Below are 14,517 nucleotides of genomic sequence, written 5' to 3' on the forward strand. Positions count from 1 at the left end.
ATGGATGGCCGGGCAGAGAGCCGTTGCAAAAAGCCAATTGAAACCCGCCCGACCGGCCGCAGGATCGAAGCCATGACCCGCGAAGAGATCGAAGCCAAGCTGGAGGCCGTGGAAGCGCGGACGGAAACGCGCTTCGTCGAACTCAGCGGCAAAATCGATCGGCTTGGCGAAATTCTGACGGGCGATCATGGCGTCCTCGCGCAGATGGCTGGCTTGAGGGCCGACACCGTCACCCATATGGCCAGCTTGAGGGCCGATACCTTCGCGCAGATGGCCGGCCTGAGGGCCGATACTTTCACCCAGATGGACAGCCTGAAGGCCGATACTTTCACTCGGATGGACAGCCTGAAGGCCGGCGTCTTCGCGCAGATGGACAGCTTGAGGGCCGACAACAAGACCACGCGATGGATTGTCGTGGTCACGGGGATCACCTCGGTGCTGGCCGCGGCGGCTTTGGTCATGAGCGTGCAGGCCAATCTGCTCTCCGCCTTCCAGGCCGGACAGCCCCAGAGCAGTTCATCGAGCCCACATTAGGCGACGCTCGGAAATCCAGAGCCGCGACTTGAGCGCATCGCCCTTGCGCCCTAGCCTCCCGCCGCCGACTGGAGCCTTTGATGCGTATCGCCACCTGGAACGTCAATTCCGTCAACGCCCGCCTGGAAAGGGTCCTGGAGTGGTTCGAATCGGCCGCGCCCGACGTGGCCGTGCTGCAGGAGATCAAGTGCCTGGACGAGAAGTTCCCGACCGAGGCCTTCGAGCGCCTGGGCTACAACGTCGCCGTCCATGGCCAGAAGACCTACAACGGCGTGGCCATGCTCTCGAAGTTCCCGCTGGAGGACGTACGGCGCGGCCTGCCCTTCCTGCAGGACGACGAGGTCGACGAGCAGGCGCGCTATATCGAGGCGGTGATCGCCGCCCCTACTCCGCTGCGGATGGTCGGCATCTACCTGCCCAACGGCAATCCGATCGGCACCGAGAAGTTCGCCTACAAGCTGGCCTGGATGAAGCGGCTTCACGCCCACGCCCAGGGCCTTCTGACCCTGGAGGAGCCACTGGTCATCGCCGGCGACTATAACGTCATCCCCGAGGCCGAGGATGTGGCCAATCCCGAGGCCTGGCTGGGCGACGCCCTGTTCCAGCCCGAGAGCCGGGGCGCGTTCCGAGCCTTGAAGAACCTGGGCTTTACCGACGCCTACATGCAGGCCGACGGCGCGCCGGGCGGCTACACCTTCTGGGACTACCAGGCCGGGGCGTGGCCGCGAAACCTGGGCATCCGCATCGACCACCTGCTGCTGTCGCCCCAGGCGGCCGACAAGCTGGACGGGGTGGTCATCCACCGCGACGAGCGCGACAAGGAAAAGCCTTCCGATCACGTTCCCGTGGTCGCCGAGCTGTCGCTCTGAAACGGCGACTGTTCGGAAACCGGGACTCCCGCTAGCCTGACCCCATGAGCGAACTCTGGCGTCTTCTGCTGCTCGTGACCCTGTCGGCGTCCGCGGTGACCTTCGTGGGCAGCGCCGCCATCTGGTTCATGGACGAGGAACGCCGGATCCGCCGCGCGCTGCGCCATGTGCTGAAGGGCGCGCCGGAGACGGTGATCGTCGCCAAGGGCCGCGGCCGGGGCGCGGGCTTCAACTTCACCACCAACCAGGCCGCCGTGGCCTGGGACAGCGGCGCCTGGTGCCTGATCTACCGCATCGACGAGCTGATGGGGGCGGAGCTGTCGGTCGACGGCCAGGTGATCGGCCGGGTGTTCCGCGGCGAGCCGCGCCGCGCCATCGACCAGATCGTCCAGCAGGCGGCCCAGGTGACCCTGAAGCTGATCTTCGACGATCCGCGCCATCCCGACTTCGAGCTGGACCTGTGGCTGGAGGGCGACCAGCAGCGCCGCGAGAGCCGCTCGCCCGCCGACGCCATCCAGGAGGCCAACCGCTGGCTGCTGCGCGCCGACGCGATCGTCCGCCGCCCGCTGGCCCCGAAGGCCAGGGCCGCGTCGCCGTCCGAGCCGGCCATCCAGACGCGCGCCCCGGTCGCCGAGCCGGAAGTCGCGCGCGCGCCCAAGCCCTATACTCCCGCCCTCGAGACGGTCAGCGCCGCCGCGCCGCCTCGTCCGGCCGCCACAGCCCCGCTGTTCGACCAGATCGACACCACCGCCGATCCGATGGACGCACCCTGGGAGGCGGACGACGATCTCGACGACGCGCTGGACCTGGACGGCGATCGGTCGCCGATCGCGGAAAAGACCTACAAGCCGGTTTCCAAGGCTGGTCGCCCGCCCAAGGACGACCAGGACGAGCTGCCGTTCGACCTGGACGACTGATCCCGTTTGACAGGGCGCACGTTTGACCGCCCAAATGCCTCGTCAGCTTGGGAGTCCCGTTCGATGCGCCTCGTTCTCGCCGCCGCCCTCGCCGTCTGCTGCGCCGGGCCGGCCCTGGCCGCGACGCCGCCGCTGGCCCTCGTCCCGGCCGACACCAATCGCGACGGCGTGGTCGGCGCCGACGAGGCCGCCGCCTGGCTCAACCGGGATCGCGGCGCCATCGTGCCGGTCAGGCTGGGCGCCCCGGCGCGCGCGGCTGCGGCGGTGCAGCAGCGCCGGGCGATGTTCGACCAGGGCCTGCTGCGCCCCAACGACTTCCGCGCCCCGGCGCCCGAGGATCGCCCGCCGGAAGACCTGTTCTACAAGGATTTCAAGAAGATCAAGAAGTAGGCATCAAAGAAAAGGGCCGGGCGATCCGCCCGGCCCTTTTCTTTGATGCCGTGGAACGTCCGCCGTCAGATATCCGCGTAGACGTGGGTTTCCTTGGCCGCGCCCGGATGGGTGGTCGCGCCCAGATAGGCCGGGCCCACCAGTTGGGCGAACTTCCAGATCGCGCCGCTGTTGTAGTCGTGCCCGCGCGGCTGCCAGTGGCGGCGGCGGTTCTCCAACTCGATCGGGTCGACCTCCAGGTCGATCGTGCCCTTGTGGGCGTCGATCGAGATGATGTCGCCGTCCTGGACCAGGGCGATCGGGCCGCCCACCGCGGCTTCCGGTCCGACGTGACCGACGCACAGGCCCCGCGTGGCGCCCGAGAAACGGCCGTCGGTGATCAGGGCGATGTTCTCCACGCCCTGGCCGTAGATGGCGGCGGTGGTCGACAGCATCTCCCGCATGCCCGGCCCGCCCTTGGGACCTTCGTAGCGGATGACCAGGACGTCGCCTTCCTTGTAGTCGCGGTTCGACACGGCCTCGAAACAGGCCTGCTCGCCATCGAACACCCGGGCCGGGCCCCGGTGCACCTGGTGCTTGAGGCCGGCCACCTTGACGATGCCGCCCTCGGGGGCTAGCGAGCCCCACAGGCCGACCACGCCGCCGGTCGGCGACAGCGGGTTGGAGGCGGGACGGATCACGTCCTGGTCGTCGCGCCAGACCACGTCGGCCAGGTTCTCGGCCAGGGTCTTGCCGGTCACCGTCATGACGTCGCCATGCAGCAGGCCGGCGTCCAGCAGGGTCTTGAGCAGCATCGGCACGCCGCCGGCCTCGCCCATGTCCTTGGCCACGTAGCGGCCGCCGGGCTTCAGGTCGGCGATATAGGGCGTGCGGGCGGCGATCTCGGCCACGTCCTTGAGGGTGAACTCGATGCCGCACTCGTGGGCCATGGCGGGCAGGTGCAGGGCGCCGTTGGTCGACCCTCCCGTCGCGGCGACGACCACGGCGGCGTTCTCGAACGCCTTGCGGGTGCAGATGTCGCGCGGGCGGATGTTCTGCTCGATCAGCCGCATCACCGCCTCGCCCGAGGCCACCGCGTACTGGTCGCGGTCCAGATACGGGGCCGGCAGGGCCGAGGACAGCGGCAAGGCCAGGCCGATGGCTTCGGACACGCAGGCCATGGTGTTGGCGGTGAACTGACCGCCGCAGGCCCCGTCCGACGGACAGGCGTGCTGCTCCAGCTCGCACAGGGTCTTGGCGTCCATGGTCCCGGCCGCGTGGGCGCCGACGCCCTCGAACACGTCCATGACCGTGATGTCGCGGCCTTGGAAGCGGCCCGGCAGGATCGAGCCGCCGTACAGGAACACGGACGGCACGTTCAGGCGCAGCATGGCCATCATCATGCCCGGCAGGCTCTTGTCGCAGCCGGCCACGCCCACGAGGGCGTCATAGCCGTGGCCGCGCATGGTCAGCTCGACGGAGTCGGCGATGCAGTCGCGGCTGACCAGCGAGCTGCGCATGCCCTCGTGGCCCATGGCGATGCCGTCGGTCACGGTGATGGTGCAGAACTCGCGCGGCGTGCCGCCGGCCGCCTTGACGCCCTTGGCCACGGCGTTGGCCTGGCGCATCAGGGCGGTGTTGCACGGCGCCGCCTCGTTCCAGCACGAGGCTACGCCCACGAAGGGCTGGGCGATCTCGCGGGTGCCAAGGCCCATGGCGTAGTAATACGAGCGGTGCGGCGCGCGAGCCGGCCCTTCGGTTACATGCCGGCTGGGGAGTTGCGACTTGTCCCACGTGCCGTCGGGTTTCTTGGTCATGATCGTAGCCTTCCAAATAGAGCGCCGTGGTTAGCTCAGCTGGCCGCCTGACGAAAGGGTCGGACGCCGAGTTTTTGCCGGCGATCGGCCGCCGGCGCGCGTTTCATTGCGAACGGTTCGCGCAAGCAAGGCCGTCGCGCATGATCACACCCTTCGCGGCCGATTTTCGAACGGACTATACGGCGCCCTCCGAATAATGGTACCGGTCCCACCTACACCGCCCCAACCACGAGGGCGGGCCATCGCAGGAAGGACCAGCCGCCATGACCCCCGCCCCCACCAGGACCTTGCTCCGCAGCGCAATCCTGGCCTGCGCCATGGCGAGCCTTCTAGCGGGATCCGCCTCGGCTCAAGGCAAGCCGGCCGTCCGCCACATCGCCGTCGACGCCAAGGCGCCGGCCACGCCGCGCGACCGCTTCTATGACCTGTCGGTCGGCTCGGACTATCCGGGCACCCTGCTGCGTGACGACAGCCTGGGGCAGCTGAAGACCGCCCACGACGAGCTGGGTTTCCGCTATGTCCGCTTCCACGCCATCTTCCATGACGTGCTGGGGACCTACAAGGTCGTCGACGGCAAGCCGGTCTACGACTGGACCAAGATCGACGAACTCTACGACCGTCTGCTGAAGATGGGCGTCAAGCCGTTCGTCGAGCTGGGCTTCACGCCCGACGCGATGAAGACCTCCAACCAGACGATCTTCTACTGGAAGGGCAACACCTCCCATCCCAAGCTCGACCAGTGGGCCGCCCTGGTCGACGCCTTCGTCCGCCACGCCCAGCAGCGTTATGGCGCCGACGAGGTGAGGTCCTGGTACTTCGAGGTCTGGAACGAGCCTAATCTGGACGGCTTCTGGGAAAAGGCCGACCAGAAAGCGTATTTCGAGCTCTATGACGTGACCGCGCGGACCCTCAAGGCGATCGACCCCGCCCTGAAGGTCGGTGGTCCGGCGACCGCGGGCGCGGCCTGGACGCCCGAGTTCATCAAGCACGCCGAGAGCTCCGGCGCGGCGATCGACTTCATCGCCACCCATACCTACGGCGTCGACGGCGGGTTCCTGGACGAAAAGGGCCAGCAGGACACCAAACTGTCGCCTTCGCCGGACGCGATCGTCGGCGACGTCCGTCGGGTGCGCCAGGAGATCGAGGCCTCGTCCAAGCCAGGCCTGCCGCTCTATTTCACCGAATGGAGCACCAGCTACACGCCGCGCGACCTGGTGCACGACTCCTATGTCAGCGCGCCCTATATCCTCAGCAAGCTGAAGGCCACCGAGGGCCTGGCGCAAGGCATGAGCTACTGGACGTTCAGCGACCTGTTCGAAGAGCCCGGGCCGCCCACCAAGCCGTTCGAGGGCGGCTTCGGCCTGATGAACCCGCAAGGAATCCGCAAGCCGGCCTGGTTCGCCTACAAGTACTTGAACCAGCTGGGCGACAAGGCCGTGAAGGTCGCCGACGCGGAAAGCTGGGTCACCGCCGACAAGGGCGGCGTCCAGGCCCTGGTCTGGGCCTTCCGCCAGCCCGTGCAGCCTGTCAGCAACCGGCCCTACTACGGCAAGGTCCAGCCCACCCACGACGTCGAACCGGTCAGCCTGGACCTGAAAGGCCTCAAGCCCGGCCGCTACGACGTCCAGATCTTCCGCACCGGCTTCAAGGCCAATGACGCCTACACCGCCTATCTGGAGCTCGGCGCGCCCAAGACCCTGACCGAGCAGCAGGTGCGCGACCTGAACGCGCTGACGGTGGACAAACCCGAGACGCGGACACTGACCGTCGGCAAGGCGGGCGCGGCCAGCGTGGCGGTGACCATGCGGGCCAATGACGTGGTGATGGTCAAGGTCGCGCCGCGCTAGGTACCCACCAGGCGGTCGCGCTGCTGGTGGATTACGGCCGCCAGGTGGTCGCCCACCGCGCGCACCGCCGCCAGCCGGCGCAGGTCTTCGTGCATGGCCAGCCACAGGCCGCGCCGCGGCGGGGCGGCGTCTGACCAGCGTCGCAGTCCCGGATCGCCATCGGCCATGAAACAGGGCAGCAGCACCACGCCCAGGCCGGCCCGCGCCGCCGGTTGCAGGATGGCCATGTCGTTGCTGCGGAAGCTGACCGACCGACCGGCCGCGAAGGCCCGCAGCCATTCCTGCTGCGGCAGCCGGTCCATCTCGGCGTCGTAGCTGACCAGCGACCAGTCGCCGTCGGGTCCGTGCGGGTAATCGGCGGCGGCATAGAGCGCATAGGCCATCTCGCCGACCTTGCGCGCCACGCTGGTCGGCTCGTCCGGGGCTTGCAGGCGCAGGGTCAGGTCGGCCTCGCGCCGCGTCAGCGACACCAGGGAGGCCTCGCCGCGCAGGGTGACGGTGATCGACGGCTGGTCGCGGCGCAGGTCGGCCAGGCCGCCGGCCAGCATGAACATCGCCAGGGCCGGCGGAGCGCTGACCACCACCTCGACCTTCGGCGGCCGGCGCTCGGCCTGGACCAGGCGCTCGACCGCCAGGACCCGGTCCTCCATGTCGAAGGCCAGGGCCGCGACCCGTTCGCCGGCCTGGGTCAAGGCCGTGCCGCGGCCCCGGCGTTCCAGCAGGCGCAGGCCGGTGCGCGCTTCCAGGGCGGCGACCCGCCGGCCGACCGTCGCGTGGTCGACGCCCAGGGCGCGGGCCGCGCCCGACAGCGATCCCTGCCGACCCACGGCGGCCAGATGGCGAAGGTCTTCCCAGTCCATCCGTGCATTTTCGCACAATACGGTTGCGAGATCCTGGAATTCTCACGAGGTGGACGCCGGACGTATCGTGGCGCTCTCAAAGGAGAGCCCCATGATCCGCACCATCGAATTGGTCGCCCCCGGCGGCGTCGATCAACTCCAGTTGGCCAGCCGCCCGCTCGCGCCGCCCGCCGCCGGAGAGGTCCGCGTTCGCCACCACGCGATCGGCGTCAACTTCATCGACATCTACTACCGGACCGGCCTCTATCCCGTGACCCTGCCAGGCGTGCTTGGGGTAGAGGGCGCGGGGGTGGTGGAAGCCGTCGGCGACGGTGTCGAGGATATCTCGGTCGGCGACCACATCGCCTATGCCGGCGCGCCGCTGGGCGGCTATGCCGAAGTCCGCAACCTGCCGGCCGAGCGCGCCATCAACCTGCCGGCCGGGATCGACGCACGCTTGGCGGCGGGCGCCATGCTGCGCGGCCTGACGGTGCAGATGCTGCTGCGGGGCCCGCGTCCGCCCGCGCCCGGTTCGACCTTGCTGGTGCACGCCGCCGCCGGGGGACTGGGACAATTGCTGACCCGCTGGGCCACCCGGCTGGGGTTCTCGGTCATCGGCACGGCGAGTACTGAGGCCAAGGCCCAGGTCGCCCGCAAGGCCGGGGCCGTTCAGGTGATCGTCGGCCGCGACGCCGATTTCGTCGCCCAGACGATGGACCTGACCGACGGCCGGGGTGTCGATATCGCCTATGACGGCCTGGGCGGCGCCTATCTGCGCAGGACCTTCGACGCCGTCACGCCGTTCGGCATGGTGGTCAATGTCGGCCAGGCGGCCGGCGCCGTCCCGCCCGTGCTGGTCACGGACCTAAGCAAGCGCGGCCTGGCCCTGTGGCGGCCCAGCGTCATGGCCTATGTCGCGGACGTTCCTCGGTACCGGGCGGCGGCGGCAGACCTGCTGGACGCGCTCGGTCGCGGCGAACTGACGGTCGAGATCGGCGAGACCTACGCCCTGGAAGAGGCCGGAAAGGCCCAGGCCGACCTGGAAGCCGGGCGGACGACGGGGAGCTTGCTGCTGATTCCCTAGCCCCCGGCCGCCTGCTCCACCGCCAGGCCCAGATCGAGCGCGCGCGCCGCCTCCTCGCCGGTCACCACCGGTCGCGGTGCCTCGCCGCGCACGGCCTTCAGGAAGCCGGCGACGCTTTGGCCCAGGGGGTCCTTGCCGGCCGGCGTCTCGGTGAAATTCTCGATCAGCGGGAACGGGGTGGTGTTGCGGAAGGTGCGCGCGAGAAAGTCGATCTCGACCTCGCCGGAGGGGTAGACGACCTTCATGGTCCGTTCGCGGGCCTCGGCCACGCGGGAGCTGTCGAACACGGCGGTGAAGCCGTTGTCGAAGGTGGCCTCGGCCTTGACCCAATCTAGTGAAGGATTGGCCAAGGAGGTCGAGCGGGTGATCGCCCCCTCGCCTTCCACCGTGACGGGCTCGCCGTCGCACAACGCCAGGGCCAGATCGATGTCGTGGATCATCAGGTCCAGCACCACCGAGACGTCGAGGTTGCGGTCCGAGGGCGTGCCCCGACGCACTGCTTCCATGCGCAGCGGCTGCTCGGGAATGTCCAGCAGGCCCATGGCCTGGAACACCACGCGCTCCTGGTGGCCGCAGGCCAGGGGCAGGCCGGCCCTGGCGGCGGCGGCGACCAGGGCGTCGGCGTCGTCCGGCGTCACGGCCAGGGGCTTTTCGGAATAGACCGGCTTGCCCGCCCTCAGGGCGGTCAGGCCCGCCTTGGCGTGGTGCACGGCCGGGGTGGCGACGGTTACGACGTCGATGGCGGCCAGGAACGCGTCCATGTCGTCGAAGGCCTGGGCGCCCAGGGGCTCGGCCAGGGCCTGGGCCCGCGGCAGGTCGATGTCGAACACCGCCGTCAGGACGACGCCGTCCAGCTCGACATACTTCTTGGCGTGGTAGCCGCCGAACACACCGGCGCCGACGACGCCGGCCTTGAGAACATCCTGGGTCATGGGCGCTGTCTAAACCGTTCGCTTTCGTGCGGGAAGCACTGGAGGCTCGGCCAAGACCGGTCTAAACGTTCGTTTAAACAACGCGCCTCGATCACGGGGCATCGGAGGAACGACCATGGTCACGTCGCGCGAAATCCGTCTGAAGAGCCGTCCTGTCGGCGTTCCGGCCCACGAGAACTTTGAGCTGGCCAGCGTCGAGGTCGCGCCGCCCGCCGACGGCGAGATCCAGGTCCGGAACCTGTGGATGTCGGTCGATCCCTACATGCGCGGCCGGATGACCGACCGAAAAAGCTATGTGCCGCCGTTCGAGCTGGGCAAGGCCCTGCAGGGCGGGGCGATCGGCGAGGTCACGGCCTCGAACGACCCCGACTTCAAGCCTGGCGACATCGTCTCGACGATGTTCGGCTGGCGCGAGGTGTTCAACGTCTCGCCCAAGGCCCTGGCGGCCGGCGGCATGGGCGCGGTGACGAAGATCGACACCCACGGCCTGCCGCCCCAGACCTTCCTGGGCGTGGCCGGCATGCCGGGCCTGACGGCCTATGTCGGCCTGCTGCGGATCGCGGCGCTGAAGGACGGCGATGTGGTCTTCGTCTCGGCCGCCGCCGGGGCGGTCGGCCAGGTGGTCTGCCAGATCGCCAAGCTGAAGGGCCATACGGTGATCGGCTCGGCCGGCGGGCCCGAGAAGGCCGCCTTCCTCAAGAGCATCGGCGTCGACCACGTCATCGACTACAAGGCCACGCCCGACGTCGTCGCCGAACTGGAAAAGGCCGCGCCCAAGGGGATCGACGTCTATTTCGAGAACGTCGGCGGCGTGCACCTGGAGGCGGCCCTGAACTCGGCTCGCCCCTTCGCCCGCTTCGCCCTGTGCGGGATGATCTCGCAGTACAACGAGACCGGAAAGCTGACCGGCCCGCCCAACATCATCCAGGCCGTGGGCAAGAGCCTTCGGCTGGAAGGCTTCATCGTCTCCAACCACTACGACCTGGCGCCGCAGTTCCTCAAGGACATGGCCGGCTGGATCGACGCGGGCCAGATCAAGTGGAACGAGACCGTGGAGGACGGCGTCGAGCGCGCCCCGGACGCCTTCATCAAGCTCTTCAAGGGCGAGAACCTGGGCAAGATGCTGGTGAAGCTGGGGTAGCAGGCCTCGATCAGGGTCAAATTCACTTGCCCCCACCTGACCGCTTCGCGGTCTGTCCGCCCCCGGCAGGGGGCGGAGGCTCGTGCTTCAGGCTCTTCCCCCCTCTGGGGGAAGACGGCCGCATAGCAGCCCGTAGGGGGCAAGTGTTCGCCGCACGAACCTCCACTGAGTCGCTGGCCCCGCCCCTTGCGCGCCGCGAAAACGCCCCCATCTGCGCTCCTCACCCCAGGCAACCAACCTGTCCCCATCGCCGCTATCCCAAGCGGTAAGCCACTTTGCGCGGCGCCCCTGTGTTAAAGCGGCGCAGCGGCGCGACAACCTCTTCCAATGCTGTCGCGTTTCCATATCTAATCCTAGTAAGGCGGGTTGTTCGGCCCGCCGGGAGAAAGCGGTCAATGGCCGAGCGAAAGCAAGGCGGACAAAACAGCGGCGCGGGCTCTTCGGTCATCACGGAAGTGAAACCGAAGACACAGAAGCCTTCGCTGTATCGCGTACTGATCTTGAATGACGACTATACTCCGATGGAGTTCGTCGTTTACGTACTTGAACGTTTCTTCAACAAGTCGCGCGAAGATGCGACCCGGATCATGCTGCACGTTCATCAGCATGGCGTCGGCGTTTGCGGCGTTTTCACCTACGAAGTTGCCGAGACCAAGGTCGCGCAAGTGATCGACTCGGCGCGCAGGCATCAGCACCCCCTGCAGTGCACCATGGAAAAGGATTGAGGAGCCTCCCCTTGCCCTCTTTTTCGCGCCCACTTGAAGAATCCCTGCATCGCGCCGTCGCTTACGCCAATCAGCGCAAGCACGAATACGCCACGCTCGAACATCTGCTGCTGTCGCTCACCGACGACGACGACGCGGCCGGCGTCATGCGCGCCTGCGATGTCGACCTCAACGCTCTGAAGAAGAGCCTCGTGAACTATCTCGACGTCGAACTGGCCTCGCTGGTCGTCGACGACGAGGACGACGCCAAGCCCACGGCGGGCTTCCAGCGCGTGATCCAGCGCGCGGTGATCCACGTGCAGTCCTCCGGCCGCGAGGAAGTGACCGGCGCCAACGTTCTGGTCGCCATCTTCTCGGAACGCGAGAGCCACGCCGCCTACTTCCTGCAAGAGCAGGACATGACCCGCTACGACGCGGTCAACTTCATCGCCCACGGCATCGCCAAGAAGGCCGGCGCCTCCGAGCCCAAGGCGGCCAAGGGCGCCACGGTCGAGGAAGACGTCGAGAAGCCCAACACCAAGACCGGCGGCGAGGCGCTCGAAGCCTATTGCGTCGACCTCAACGAAAAGGCCCGCCAGGGCAAGGTCGACCCGCTGATCGGCCGCGCGAACGAAGTGGAACGCGCGATCCAGATCCTGTGCCGCCGGACCAAGAACAATCCGCTGCTGGTCGGCGAACCCGGCGTCGGCAAGACCGCCATCGCCGAGGGCCTGGCCCGCAAGATCATCACCCACCAGGTCCCCGAAGTCCTGGCGGAGGCCACCATCTACTCGCTCGACATGGGCGCGCTGCTGGCCGGCACCCGCTATCGCGGCGACTTCGAGGAACGCGTCAAGCAGGTGGTCAAGGAACTGGAGAACCACCCCAACGCGGTGCTGTTCATCGACGAGATCCATACCGTGATCGGCGCCGGCGCCACCTCGGGCGGGGCGATGGACGCCTCCAACCTGCTGAAGCCGGCCCTGGCCTCGGGCACCCTGCGGTGCATGGGCTCGACCACCTACAAGGAGTTCCGTCAGCACTTCGAGAAGGATCGGGCCCTGGTCCGCCGCTTCCAGAAGATCGACGTCAACGAGCCGACGGTGGAAGACACCATCAAGATCCTCAAGGGGCTGAAGAGCTACTACGAGGACTTCCACAAGCTGAAGTACACCAACGACGCCCTGAAGGTGGCGGTGGAGCTGTCGGCCAAGTACATCACCGACCGCAAGCTGCCCGACAAGGCGATCGACGTGATCGACGAGGCGGGCGCGGGCCAGATGCTGCTGCCGGAGGGCCGCCGCAAGAAGGTCCTGGGCGTCAAGGAGATCGAGGCCGTCGTGGCCAAGATCGCCCGCATCCCGCCCAAGTCGGTCTCCAAGTCCGACACCGAGTCCCTGCGCGAGCTGGAGGCGGACCTGAAGCGCGCCGTGTTCGGCCAGGACGAGGCGCTGCTGCAGCTGTCCTCGGCCATGAAGCTGGCCCGGGCCGGCCTGCGCGATCCGGACAAGCCGATCGGCAGCTACCTGTTCAGCGGCCCGACCGGCGTCGGCAAGACCGAAGCCGCCAAGCAGCTGGCCTCGACGCTGGGGATCGAGATGATCCGCTTCGACATGTCGGAATACATGGAGCGCCACACCGTCAGCCGCCTGATCGGGGCCCCTCCCGGCTATGTCGGCTACGACCAGGGCGGCCAGCTGACCGACGCCGTCGACCAGCACCCGCACGCCGTGGTGCTGCTGGACGAGATCGAGAAGGCGCACTCGGACGTCTACAACATCCTGCTCCAGGTCATGGACCACGGGGTGCTGACCGACAGCAACGGCAAGAAGGTCGATTTCAGGAACGTCATCCTGATCATGACCACCAACGCCGGGGCCTCGGACGCCCAGCGCCAGGCGATCGGCTTCGGGCGCGACAAGGTGCAGGGTGAGGAAGAGGCGGCGCTGAAGCGCCTGTTCACCCCGGAGTTCCGCAACCGCCTGGACGCCGTCGTGCAGTTCAAGCCGCTGACGCCGGAGATCATCCGTCAGGTCGTGCAGAAGTTCGTCATGCAGATGGAGGCTCAGCTGGCCGACCGGAACGTGACGGTCTCGCTGAGCGACGACGCGGCCGACTGGCTGGCCAAGAACGGCTTCGACGAGCTCTACGGCGCCCGCCCCCTGGCGCGGGTCATCCAGGAGCACATCAAGAAGCCGCTGGCCGACGACATCCTGTTCGGACGCCTGGTCCGCGGCGGCCACGTCAAGGTGGTGCTGGAGAACGGCAAGATCGCCTTCGAGATCGAGTCCAATCCGGAAAAGCCCGGCAAGGCCGCCAAGGAAGACGAAGCCGAGCCAGCCCTCACCGAATAGGTCAAAAACAGCGAGAGGCCCGGAGCGATCCGGGCCTCTTTGCTATTGAGGCGCTCACGACATACGACTGGACAAAACGAGAACACACGATTAGGTTGATCCCATGTCCATCGCCTTCGACACACTCGGCGCAACGAAACGCCTCCGCGACGCGGGACTGGAAGAGCGCGCCGCGGAAGCGATCGTGGAACTGGTGCAGTCGTCGGCGCAGTTTCCGGACATCAGCGGTCTGGCCACCAAGGCTGACATGGCGACAAAGGCTGACCTCGCCAACATGGCGACCAAGGCGGAAACGGCGACAAAGGCCGATCTCGCCAACATGGCGACCAAAGCTGAAACGGCGACCAAGGCGGATCTCGCCGACCTGGCCCACGCGACCAGGATGGATATCCAGGCCCTCAAGGCGGACCTGGCCATCACCAAGCACCAGATCCTGGCCGAACTGAACGACAAGCTCCGCTTTCAGGGCTTGGCCCTGATGGGCGGCATGACGGCGATCGTCGGCCTGGCGACGGCGGTCATCAAGCTGGGCGGCTAGAGCATCGCGCGGAAAGTGGAGGCCGGTTTTCCGCAAAAGCGATGCGAGACCAAAAACCTAGGGCAAATCGCGCGATTCCTATATCGCGCGATTTGCTCTAGCCGGCGGCGAGGCCGTTCAGAGCGCCGCCGCGATCTTCTCCGCCAGCGCCTTCAGATCCTCGACATCGGCCATGCCTTCACCGTGCCGCCCCAGCGCCTCGCCCTCGTAACGGGGGATGATGTGGAAATGCAGGTGGAAGATCGTCTGGCCGGCGGGCGCGCCGTTGAACTGGGTCACCACGACGCCGTCGGGCTTCAGGGCCGTGGTCACGGCCTGGGCCACCTTTTGCACCGCCCCGATCAGCCGGCCCAGGGTCTTGGTCTCGGCCTCCAGCAGGTTGCGGGCCTGGCTGGTCTTGGAGATCACCAGCAGGTGGCCGCGCGACTGCGGGAAGACGTCCATGAAGGCCAGCACCTGGTCGTCCTCGAACACCTTCACGGCCGGGATCTCGCCGCGGATGATCTTGGCGAAGATGTTGTCGGCGTCGTAGCTTCCGTGAAGGCTCATGATCGTCTCCTGTCTCGCGGACG

Annotated in this window: 14 protein-coding genes and 1 pseudogene; 11 read left to right on the forward strand and 4 right to left on the reverse strand. The window is 67.6% G+C overall.

The window, feature by feature from the left end; all coding sequences use genetic code 11:
• Positions 1-72 precede the first annotated feature (72 nt).
• The 4 genes from EV278_RS08295 to EV278_RS08310 all read left to right on the forward strand — a co-directional run bounded on the left by EV278_RS08295 (position 73) and on the right by EV278_RS08310 (position 2,710).
• Positions 73-534 carry a hypothetical protein gene (locus EV278_RS08295; protein ID WP_132089232.1) on the forward strand — a complete coding sequence of 154 codons (462 nt, stop codon included), beginning with the start codon at positions 73-75 and terminating at the stop codon, positions 532-534.
• An 80-nt stretch (positions 535-614) separates the two neighbouring features.
• Positions 615-1,403 (forward strand): exodeoxyribonuclease III, encoded by a 789-nt coding sequence (gene xth, locus EV278_RS08300; protein ID WP_132089235.1) that lies wholly within the window; start codon positions 615-617, stop codon positions 1,401-1,403.
• 44 nt (positions 1,404-1,447) lie between these two features.
• Positions 1,448-2,320, forward strand: a complete 873-nt coding sequence (locus tag EV278_RS08305) for a hypothetical protein (protein WP_132089238.1) — start codon at positions 1,448-1,450, stop codon at positions 2,318-2,320.
• Positions 2,321-2,383: 63 nt separating this feature from the next.
• Positions 2,384-2,710 (forward strand): hypothetical protein, encoded by a 327-nt coding sequence (locus EV278_RS08310; RefSeq protein WP_132089241.1) that lies wholly within the window; start codon positions 2,384-2,386, stop codon positions 2,708-2,710.
• Positions 2,711-2,775: 65 nt separating this feature from the next.
• Here EV278_RS08310 and ilvD read toward each other — a convergent pair whose 3' ends face one another.
• On the reverse strand, positions 2,776-4,506 hold the full coding sequence (gene ilvD, locus EV278_RS08315) for a dihydroxy-acid dehydratase (RefSeq protein WP_132089244.1): 1,731 nt from the start codon (positions 4,504-4,506) through the stop codon (positions 2,776-2,778).
• Positions 4,507-4,769: 263 nt separating this feature from the next.
• Here ilvD and EV278_RS08320 point away from each other — a divergent pair, with 263 nt between their 5' ends.
• A complete protein-coding gene (locus EV278_RS08320; protein WP_132089247.1) occupies positions 4,770-6,353 on the forward strand; it encodes a glycosyl hydrolase in 1,584 nt (527 codons plus the stop codon).
• Here the strand turns inward: EV278_RS08320 and EV278_RS08325 are convergent.
• On the reverse strand, positions 6,350-7,213 hold the full coding sequence (locus EV278_RS08325; RefSeq protein ID WP_132089250.1) for a LysR family transcriptional regulator: 864 nt from the start codon (positions 7,211-7,213) through the stop codon (positions 6,350-6,352). The genes EV278_RS08320 and EV278_RS08325 overlap by 4 nt on opposite strands.
• 91 nt (positions 7,214-7,304) lie before the next feature.
• Here EV278_RS08325 and EV278_RS08330 point away from each other — a divergent pair, with 91 nt between their 5' ends.
• Positions 7,305-8,276: a quinone oxidoreductase gene (locus EV278_RS08330; protein WP_132089253.1), complete on the forward strand. Its 972-nt coding sequence runs from the start codon at positions 7,305-7,307 to the stop codon at positions 8,274-8,276.
• On the opposite strand, the gene EV278_RS08335 is transcribed toward EV278_RS08330, so the two are convergent.
• Positions 8,273-9,208, reverse strand: coding sequence for a Gfo/Idh/MocA family oxidoreductase (locus EV278_RS08335; protein ID WP_132089256.1), 936 nt, complete (start codon positions 9,206-9,208; stop codon positions 8,273-8,275). The genes EV278_RS08330 and EV278_RS08335 overlap by 4 nt on opposite strands.
• 115 nt (positions 9,209-9,323) lie before the next feature.
• Between EV278_RS08335 and EV278_RS08340 the strand changes: the two genes are divergently transcribed.
• The 5 genes and pseudogenes from EV278_RS08340 to EV278_RS08355 all read left to right on the forward strand — a co-directional run bounded on the left by EV278_RS08340 (position 9,324) and on the right by EV278_RS08355 (position 13,945).
• On the forward strand, positions 9,324-10,349 hold the full coding sequence (locus tag EV278_RS08340; protein ID WP_132089259.1) for an NADP-dependent oxidoreductase: 1,026 nt from the start codon (positions 9,324-9,326) through the stop codon (positions 10,347-10,349).
• A 251-nt stretch (positions 10,350-10,600) separates the two neighbouring features.
• Positions 10,601-10,702 (forward strand): annotated as a pseudogene (locus tag EV278_RS24345) (hypothetical protein); the annotation flags it as partial.
• A gap of 42 nt (positions 10,703-10,744) precedes the next feature.
• The gene (gene clpS, locus EV278_RS08345; protein ID WP_132089262.1) at positions 10,745-11,074 is read left to right on the forward strand and encodes an ATP-dependent Clp protease adapter ClpS; all 330 of its coding nucleotides are present in this window, start codon (positions 10,745-10,747) and stop codon (positions 11,072-11,074) included.
• Positions 11,075-11,085: 11 nt separating this feature from the next.
• Entirely contained in the window at positions 11,086-13,407 is a 2,322-nt protein-coding gene (clpA, locus tag EV278_RS08350) for an ATP-dependent Clp protease ATP-binding subunit ClpA (RefSeq protein WP_132089265.1), read from the forward strand.
• A gap of 103 nt (positions 13,408-13,510) precedes the next feature.
• The gene (locus EV278_RS08355; protein WP_132089268.1) at positions 13,511-13,945 is read left to right on the forward strand and encodes a hypothetical protein; all 435 of its coding nucleotides are present in this window, start codon (positions 13,511-13,513) and stop codon (positions 13,943-13,945) included.
• A gap of 117 nt (positions 13,946-14,062) precedes the next feature.
• Here EV278_RS08355 and EV278_RS08360 read toward each other — a convergent pair whose 3' ends face one another.
• Positions 14,063-14,494 (reverse strand): HIT family protein, encoded by a 432-nt coding sequence (locus EV278_RS08360; protein ID WP_132089271.1) that lies wholly within the window; start codon positions 14,492-14,494, stop codon positions 14,063-14,065.
• Positions 14,495-14,517 lie beyond the last annotated feature (23 nt).

The organism is Caulobacter sp. BK020, assembly GCF_004342605.1.
Taxonomy (GTDB): domain Bacteria; phylum Pseudomonadota; class Alphaproteobacteria; order Caulobacterales; family Caulobacteraceae; genus Caulobacter.

What these genes read in the sequence shown, in the direction of transcription:
- EV278_RS08325 (WP_132089250.1), bottom strand. Translation starts at nt 7,213, where the DNA reads ATGGACTGGGAAGACCTTCGCCATCTGGCCGCCGTGGGTCGGCAGGGA.
- EV278_RS08295 (WP_132089232.1), top strand. Translation starts at nt 73, where the DNA reads ATGACCCGCGAAGAGATCGAAGCCAAGCTGGAGGCCGTGGAAGCGCGG.
- EV278_RS08310 (WP_132089241.1), top strand. Translation starts at nt 2,384, where the DNA reads ATGCGCCTCGTTCTCGCCGCCGCCCTCGCCGTCTGCTGCGCCGGGCCG.
- EV278_RS08360 (WP_132089271.1), bottom strand. Translation starts at nt 14,494, where the DNA reads ATGAGCCTTCACGGAAGCTACGACGCCGACAACATCTTCGCCAAGATC.
- EV278_RS08330 (WP_132089253.1), top strand. Translation starts at nt 7,305, where the DNA reads ATGATCCGCACCATCGAATTGGTCGCCCCCGGCGGCGTCGATCAACTC.
- EV278_RS08305 (WP_132089238.1), top strand. Translation starts at nt 1,448, where the DNA reads ATGAGCGAACTCTGGCGTCTTCTGCTGCTCGTGACCCTGTCGGCGTCC.
- EV278_RS08335 (WP_132089256.1), bottom strand. Translation starts at nt 9,208, where the DNA reads ATGACCCAGGATGTTCTCAAGGCCGGCGTCGTCGGCGCCGGTGTGTTC.
- ilvD (WP_132089244.1), bottom strand. Translation starts at nt 4,506, where the DNA reads ATGACCAAGAAACCCGACGGCACGTGGGACAAGTCGCAACTCCCCAGC.
- clpS (WP_132089262.1), top strand. Translation starts at nt 10,745, where the DNA reads ATGGCCGAGCGAAAGCAAGGCGGACAAAACAGCGGCGCGGGCTCTTCG.
- EV278_RS08355 (WP_132089268.1), top strand. Translation starts at nt 13,511, where the DNA reads ATGTCCATCGCCTTCGACACACTCGGCGCAACGAAACGCCTCCGCGAC.
- EV278_RS08340 (WP_132089259.1), top strand. Translation starts at nt 9,324, where the DNA reads ATGGTCACGTCGCGCGAAATCCGTCTGAAGAGCCGTCCTGTCGGCGTT.
- xth (WP_132089235.1), top strand. Translation starts at nt 615, where the DNA reads ATGCGTATCGCCACCTGGAACGTCAATTCCGTCAACGCCCGCCTGGAA.
- EV278_RS08320 (WP_132089247.1), top strand. Translation starts at nt 4,770, where the DNA reads ATGACCCCCGCCCCCACCAGGACCTTGCTCCGCAGCGCAATCCTGGCC.